This is a genomic window from Saccharothrix sp. NPDC042600 (assembly GCF_040647305.1).
Taxonomy (GTDB): Bacteria; Actinomycetota; Actinomycetes; order Mycobacteriales; family Pseudonocardiaceae; genus Actinosynnema; species Actinosynnema mutabilis.
Genome location: NZ_JBEZBW010000187.1, coordinates 1 through 7,486 on the forward strand (window position 1 = coordinate 1; position 7,486 = coordinate 7,486).

Annotated in this window: 7 protein-coding genes; all 7 read right to left on the reverse strand. The window is 70.7% G+C overall.

Annotated features, from left to right (window positions below; all coding sequences use genetic code 11):
• Positions 1-195: 195 nt before the first annotated feature.
• The 7 genes from ileS to pgeF all read right to left on the reverse strand — a co-directional run bounded on the left by ileS (position 196) and on the right by pgeF (position 7,383).
• Positions 196-3,306 (reverse strand): isoleucine--tRNA ligase, encoded by a 3,111-nt coding sequence (gene ileS / locus AB0A74_RS42075; RefSeq protein ID WP_358258763.1) that lies wholly within the window; start codon positions 3,304-3,306, stop codon positions 196-198.
• Between the two features lie 276 nt (positions 3,307-3,582).
• Positions 3,583-4,098 carry a hypothetical protein gene (locus AB0A74_RS42080; RefSeq protein ID WP_358258765.1) on the reverse strand — a complete coding sequence of 172 codons (516 nt, stop codon included), beginning with the start codon at positions 4,096-4,098 and terminating at the stop codon, positions 3,583-3,585.
• A 28-nt stretch (positions 4,099-4,126) separates the two neighbouring features.
• Complete coding sequence (locus AB0A74_RS42085; RefSeq protein WP_121226822.1) at positions 4,127-4,942, reverse strand: DivIVA domain-containing protein; 816 nt, start codon at positions 4,940-4,942, stop codon at positions 4,127-4,129.
• Positions 4,943-4,987: 45 nt separating this feature from the next.
• Positions 4,988-5,272 (reverse strand): YggT family protein, encoded by a 285-nt coding sequence (locus tag AB0A74_RS42090; RefSeq protein ID WP_309116599.1) that lies wholly within the window; start codon positions 5,270-5,272, stop codon positions 4,988-4,990.
• 20 nt (positions 5,273-5,292) lie between these two features.
• On the reverse strand, positions 5,293-5,910 hold the full coding sequence (locus AB0A74_RS42095; RefSeq protein ID WP_358258767.1) for a cell division protein SepF: 618 nt from the start codon (positions 5,908-5,910) through the stop codon (positions 5,293-5,295).
• A 67-nt stretch (positions 5,911-5,977) separates the two neighbouring features.
• Entirely contained in the window at positions 5,978-6,682 is a 705-nt protein-coding gene (locus AB0A74_RS42100; protein WP_358258769.1) for a YggS family pyridoxal phosphate-dependent enzyme, read from the reverse strand.
• Positions 6,679-7,383: a peptidoglycan editing factor PgeF gene (pgeF, locus tag AB0A74_RS42105; protein ID WP_358258771.1), complete on the reverse strand. Its 705-nt coding sequence runs from the start codon at positions 7,381-7,383 to the stop codon at positions 6,679-6,681. Before pgeF ends, AB0A74_RS42100 begins: the two co-directional genes overlap by 4 nt.
• Positions 7,384-7,486: the final 103 nt, after the last annotated feature.

The following is a 7,486-nucleotide window of genomic DNA, read 5'->3' on the forward strand; positions in this document are numbered from 1 at the left end:
TCGCAAACTTTTTGGCCCGACCCCGGCAATCTGTGGTAGCCCTTCGGGCAGGTCATACGGTGGGGAACACGAAGGCCCCTTGTGGCTGGGAGCCCAAACCAAAAGCACGCCGCTGCGCGGCCGAAGACGCCGCTGCGCGGCGGGCCGCGCGGAGCGCGGCTTTTCGCCGCGCTCCGCGCGAAAAAGCGTCGGGCGTCAGGCGCGGGTGACCGCTACCCGGACCTTCGCGCCGTCCCCCACCGCGCCATCCGACCCTTCGGCCACCTCGCCGTAAACCACCGACGTGCTCAACGTCTCCGAGGCCACGAACTCCTCGAACCGCCGCACCGCCTCGGCCACCTCGTCCGGCACCTGCAAGGTCAGCGCGATCCGGTCGGACACGTCCAAGCCGGCGTCCTTCCGGGCCTGCTGCACCACGCGCACCAGGTCGCGTGCCACGCCCTCGGCCGCCAGGTCGTCCGTCACCGCGGTGTCCAGCACGACCAGGCCGCTGTTGCCCGGCAACGCCGCCGTCGCACCCTGGTCCGTCGCCACCAGGCGCTGCTCGTACTCCTCCGGGAACAGCTCCAGACCGGCGGCCACGACGCGGCCGTCGACCTCCGACCAGTCCCCGGCCTTGACCGCCTTGATGACCTTCTGCACGTCCGGACCCAACCGGGGACCCGCCACGCGCGCGTTCACCGCCAGCTGGAAGTGCCCGTGCGCGTCCACGTCCGTGGTCAGCTCGACGTCCTTGACGTTCACCTCGTCGCGCAGCACCTCGACGAACGGCTCCAGCTGCGCCACGTCCGCCGCCGCGATGACCAGCTTGGCCAGCGGCAGGCGCACGCGCAGCTTGTTGGCCTTGCGCAGCGACAACGCGGTGGACGCGACCTGGCGGACCTGGTCCATCGCCGCCACCAGGGCGTCGTCCGCCGGCAGGTCGTCCACCGACGGGAAGTCGGTCAGGTGCACCGAGCGCCCGCCGGTCAGGCCCCGCCACACCACTTCCGTCGTGAACGGCAGCAGCGGCGCGGCCACCCGGGACACGACCTCCAGCACGGTGTGCAGCGTGTCCACGGCGTCCTGCTCGCCCGCCCAGAACCGGTCCCTCGACCGCCGGACGTACCAGTTCGTCAGGACCTCCAGGAACTCCCGGATGGACGCGCACGCGCCGGAGATGTCGTAGGTCTCCAGCTGCTCGGTCACGACCTCCACCAGGTCGTGCGTCTTCGCCAGCACGTACCGGTCCAGGACGTGCCGCGAATCCGTGCGCCACGTGCCCTCGACGCCCTCGGCGTTGGCGTACAGCGCCAGGAAGTACCACGAGTTCCACAACGGCAGGACGGCCTGCCGCACGGCGTCGCGGATGCCGCGCTCGGTGACGATCAGGTCGCCGCCGCGCAGGATCGGGGACGCCATGAGGAACCAGCGCATGGCGTCGGAGCCGTCGCGGTCGAAGACCTCGTTGACGTCCGGGTAGTTCTTGCGCGACTTGGACATCTTCTGGCCGTCGTCGCCCAGCACGATGCCGTGCGCCACGCAGTTGCTGAACGCCGGCCGGTCGAACAGGGCCGTCGCCAGCACGTGCATGGTGTAGAACCAGCCGCGCGTCTGGCCGTTGTACTCGACGATGAAGTCGCCCGGGTAGTGGTTGTCGAACCACTCCGCGTTCTCGAACGGGTAGTGCACCTGGGCGAACGACATCGACCCGGACTCGAACCAGCAGTCCAGGACCTCGGGCACGCGCCGCATCACCGACCGCCCGGTCGGGTCGTCCGGGTTGGGCCGGGTCAGCTGGTCGATGCCCGGCCGGTGCAGGTCGGTCGGGCGCACGCCGAAGTCGCGCTCCAGCTCGTCCAGCGAGCCGTAGACGTCCACGCGCGGGTACTCGGGGTTGTCCGACACCCACACCGGGATCGGCGAGCCCCAGAACCGGTTGCGCGAGATGTTCCAGTCGCGGGCGTTCTCCAGCCACTTGCCGAACTGGCCGTCGCGGATGTGCTCGGGCACCCAGTTGATCTGCTTGTTCAGCTCGACCATCCGGTCCTTGAACTGGGACACGGCGACGAACCACGACGAGACCGCGCGCTGGATGAGCGCGTTGTCGCACCGCCAGCAGTGCGGGTACGGGTGGTCGTAGGTCTCGTGGCGCAGCAGCAGGCCCGCGTCCTTCAGGTCGCGGATGATCGCCTTGTTCGCCTCGAAGACCTGTTGCCCCTCGTACGGCGGGACCTCGGCGGTGAACCGGCCGTGCGGATCGACCGGGACGACGACCTCGATGCCGGCCGCGTCGGTGACGACCTTGTCCTCCTCACCGAAGGCGGGGGCGATGTGGACGATGCCCGTGCCGTCCTCGGTGGTGACGTAGTCCGCCGCGAGCACCTGGTGGGCGTTCTCGCGGCCCACGAAGAAGTCGAACGGCGGCGCGTACTTCCTGCCGACCAGGTCCGCGCCCTTGTACCGGGCCACGACGGTCGGCTCCTCGCCCAGCTCACGGGCGTAGGCGGGCACGCGGGCCTCGGCCAGCAGGTAGCGGTTGCCGTCCCGGCCCTCGACGGTCACGTAGTCCACGTCGGGGTGCACGGCGGCGGCGAGGTTGGACGGCAGGGTCCACGGGGTCGTCGTCCACACCAGGGCCAACTCGCCGGTCTCCAGGCGCAGGCCGACCGTCACCGCCGGGTCCTGCCGGTCCCGGTAGGTGTCGTCCATCTTGGTCTCGGTGTTGGACAGCGGCGTCTCGCAGCGCCAGCAGTACCACAGCACGCGGAAGCCCTCGTAGACCAAGCCCTTGTCCCACAAGGTCTTGAAGGCCCACATGACCGATTCCATGTAGTCCAGGTCGAGGGTCTTGTAGTCGTTGTCGAAGTCGACCCAGCGGGCCTGGCGGGTCACGTAGTCGCGCCACTGGTCGGTGTAGCGCAGCACGGACGTGCGGCAGGCCTCGTTGAACTTCTCGATGCCGAACGCCTCGATCTCGGACTTCGACGAGAAGCCCAACTGCTTCTCCGCCTCGACCTCGGCGGGCAGGCCGTGGGTGTCCCAGCCGAACCGGCGCTCGACGTGCTTGCCGCGCATGGTCTGGAAGCGCGGGACGACGTCCTTGACGTAACCGGTCAGCAGGTGGCCGTAGTGCGGCAGGCCGTTGGCGAAGGGCGGGCCGTCGTAGAAGACGAACTCGTTGGCGCCCTTGTCCCCCGCCGGTCGCGCGTCGATCGAGGCCTGGAAGGTCGCGTCGGACTTCCAGAAGTCGAGGACGTCCCGCTCCAGGGCGGGGAAGGACGGCTGGGAGGGCACCGGGCCCTCGCCTGCCTTGGGGTAGGCCATCGTGCTTGCTCCTCGCGTGCTGTTCTCGCCCGGCACGCGGGGACGACGCGCCCTGTTGGCGGGCACACCGCGGTACCACCCCGCTTGCCGACGCGCACGCGCGACGGCCTCTCGTTGACGGCTGTGACGGGCCGTTCCCGTCCGGTTCTACTGGGGCGCGGCCCGCCTCGCCGAGGCGGTGGCGCCCGTTCTTCCGGAGGCTCCCCGGTGATGGCCGGATCGGTGCCTGTGGGTCAAGGGTAACGGGTCGCCGCAAACCGGTTGCCGCGCCCGCCGCTAGTCGCCCGAGGCCCGCTTCTTCGCCACCAGGACCGCGTCGGGCGTGCACACCGCGCACGGCGTGAAGCCCAACTGCCTGGCCTCGGCGATCGGCAGGCCGAGCGTGGCCCGTGAGCCCAGCCACCCGCAGGCGGCCAGGTGGTAGCGGGGGTGCTCGTCCAGGACGCGGACCTCGTCGGTCAGGTCCGCCACGACCAGCAGGTCGGCGGCGTCCGTGTCCTCCTCGCCCGGCTCCGCGTCCTGATCGGGTGAAACGGGCGTGTCCGCGGCCTCGGCCGCGGGTTCCGCCTGGTCAGCGGGGTTAGCCTGGTGATCACCTCGTTCCGCCGCGGTACTGGCGGCCACCGGGACGGGTCCCGACCGGCGGCGCAGCCACCAGTCCCAGATCAGGACCAGGGCCGCTGCCGCGCTCGCGCCCACCGAGAGCCACGCCCAGTGGGTCTGGGCGGTGGTCAGGGCGGGCACGAGCAGCCCCAGGGCCGCCAGCACCAGCAGCAGAACGATGTAGAGCACGTAGCGCAGACTAGATCAACGCGATCGCTCAGCCGGCCTCGGCACGCGCCCCGAACGAGTAGCCCTGCTGGCGGCCGTCGGACGGCGCGGCCGGGCCGCGGTCCTGCAGGTCGCGCAGCGAGGACTCCAGCATGGTCTTGAGCCGGGTCCGGTACTCGCGCTCGAACGTCTGGAGCTTGTCGATCTGCTTCTCCAGCGTGTTCTTCTCCTGGGTGATGTTGCCCATCACCTCGGCGTGCTTGCGCTGCGCGTCGCGGTCGAGCGCGCTGGCCTTCTCACGGGCCTGCCGCTCCAGCGTCTCGGCGCGCGTCCGCGCGTCGTTCAGCATGGTCTCGGCGCGCGTGCGCGCCTCGTTGACCATCGTGTCGGCCTTGGCACGGGCCTCGGAGAGCAGCTGCTCGGACTTGGTCCGGGCCTCCGACAGCATCCCGTCCGCCTCGGCCTTGGCCTCGCCGGTGAGCCGGTCGGCCATCTCCTGGGCCAACCCGAGCACCTTCGCGGCCTGCACGTGGTGGTCACCGCCACCACCGGGCGAGGTCTGCTCCAGCGCCGAGGGGGGTGGCACCGGCGCCAGCCTGCGGGGCTCGTCGACGACTCGGCTGGGACCACCCACTCCAGCGGCGATCTTGGCTCGGGCGTCTTCGAGGTCGGCACGCGCGGTCTCGACCTGCTGGTCGAGCTGCTCGACCTGCTGGCGCAGGTCGTTGTTCTCCTCGATCAGGCGGGCGAGCTCGCCCTCAACCAGGTCGAGGAACGCGTCCACCTCGTCCTCGTTGTAGCCCCGCTTGCCAATCGGCGGCTTGCTGAACGCGACGTTGTGCACGTCCGCGGGGGTCAACGGCATCAGATCACCTCACGCACTCCTGGGCTGTGGACATCCCTGGTCCCCTCACCTGGGATCGGCTACTCGCATCAGAATGATAACGACCAGCAACAGCACAATAATGGACAAGTCCAGACCGATGCCCCCGATCCGCACGGTCGGGATGAGCCGACGCAGCAGTCGGACCGGGGGGTCGGTCACGGTGTAGACGGTCTCCAGGGCCACCGCGACGCCGCCCGCCGGCCGCCACTCCCTGGCGAAAGTCCGGACGAGCTCGACCACGACGCGGGCCGTGAGCAGCAGCCAGAACGAGAACAGCACGTAGTAGACGACGAGCGCGAGGGCATACACACCGTCAACTGTGCCATCACTCACCCGTGGTTGAGGAACCCGCCCTCCGCGAGTCGCCTCCGGTCTTCCGCCGTCACGTCGATGTTGGGGGGTGAGAGGAGGAACACCTTGTTGGTCACCTTGTCGATCGAGCCGCGCAGCGCGAAGGCGAGCCCCGCGGCGAAGTCGACCAGGCGCTTGGCGTCCGCGTCGTCCATGTCGGTGAGGTTCATGATCACCGGCGTGCCGTCGCGGTAGTGCTCGCCGATGGTCCGCGCCTCGTTGTAGCTGCGCGGGTTCAGCGTCGTGATGCGCCCCAGCGACTGGCGGGACGGCTCGGGCGCCGGGCGGACCCGGCTGACCGGCTCGCGCGTCGGCTCGACGGCCAGCGACCCGTGCGTCGGCTCGGCCGCCCACGACCGGCGGGACCGGGTGCGGGCGTCGGGCTGCTCGTAGTCGTCGGCGTCGTCCAGCTCGGCACGGTACCCGCCGTGCGGGCGACGGCGGCCGTTGCGCTCCGGGTACTCGGGGTAGGCGTCGTAGTCCTCGGCCTCGGACCGGTAGTCGTACCGGCCGCGCTCACCGTCGTAGTCGGGGTCGTCGGCGTACTCGGCGGGAACCATCCCGAAGTAGGCCTTCAGCTTGTGAAACCCGCTCATGGTCGAGCCCTTCCTCCGCCGATCCCTACCCGCTAGGACGTCGCGGCCGTCCCGAGGTTCCTGCCAGTTACGGCGAGGCTAGCCCTCGGCTGCCCAGCAACGCTGTTCCGACACGCACGCACGTCGATCCGTGCGCGATGGCATCTTCCAGGTCACCGGACATCCCCGCCGAGATCACGGTGGCAGTGGGATGATCGTCACGCAAGCGGGTTACCGCACCTTGTAGAGCACGAAACGCGGCCTCTGGAGACATCCCGAGGGGTGCGACGGTCATCACACCGCGCAGACGAAGTTCACCCTTCTCAGCGACATGGTGGGCAAGATCGGGAAGGTCCGGGATCGGGCAGCCGCCGCGGGCCGGGTCGCCGTCGATGCTGACCTGGAGCAGCACGTCCAACGGGTCGCGGCCGGCGTTGGCCTTGGCCAGGGCGTCCGCGAGCCGGGTGGAGTCGACCGCGTCCACCTGGTCGGCCCAGGTGACGACGGAGCGGGCCTTGTTGCGCTGGACCGAGCCGACCATGTGCCAGCGGGCGGTGGCGGCCGGACGGAGCCGGGCGAACTCGGCGGTCTTGCGGCTCGCCTCCTGGTCCCGGTTCTCGGCGAACTCGGTCAGGCCCAGGTCGCTGAGGACCGCGACGTCCTCGGCGGGGAAGGTCTTGGTCACGGCGAGGAGGGTGACGTCGCGTTCGTCACGACCGGCGGCGCGGCAGGCCCGTTCGATGCGCTCGCGGACCTCGGCGAGGTTGGCGGCGAGCTCGTCGCGGCGGCTCACGCGTCGATCCAGACGACGCCGGCGATCCGCCCCGTTCCGGGGTCCCGCCGATGGCTGAACAGGCTCTTCTCCTCGACCGTGCAGCGGGGGTCCACGCCGATCCTGCCGACACCGGCGTCCGCGAGCTGCTGCCAGAGCCCGGCGCGCAGGTCGAGCGAGGGCGTGCCGCGGCGGGACTTGGCGGCGCTGCCGGGGAGGTGCTTCTCGACGTCGGCGCGCATCTCGGCCGGCACCTCGTAGCACTGGCCGCAGACGGCGGGGCCGAGCAGGACCTCGACGCGGTCCTTCCGCGCGCCGAGCTCGACCATCTTGTCCAGCGCGGCGGGGACGACCCGGACCCGGGCGCCCACGCGACCGGCGTGGACGGCGGCGACGACCCCGGCCTCGGGGTCGCCGAGCAGGACGGGGACGCAGTCGGCGGTGAGGACGACGAGGGCGAGGCCGGGCGTGGCGGTGACGACGGCGTCGGTGGCTTCGAGCGGGGAGGTCTGCGGCCCGTCGACGGCCTGGACGGTCCGGCCGTGCACCTGCTCCATCCAGACGAGCCGGTCGACGTCGAGCCCGATGCCCTCGGCGAGCCGACGGCGGTTGGCGGCGACGGCGGCGGGGTCGTCACCGACGTGGTCGCCGAGGTTGAAGGAGTCGAACGGGGGCTTCGACACCCCGCCTTCGCGGGTGGTCACGACACGACGGATGCGCACGCGCCAAGCCTGCCATGACCGACCCGGCACCGACCGCGGCCCGGCATTTCGACCAACCCCGGGAAAGTGTGGTTGGCTCCGCCAGGCCATACGGGGAGGACGG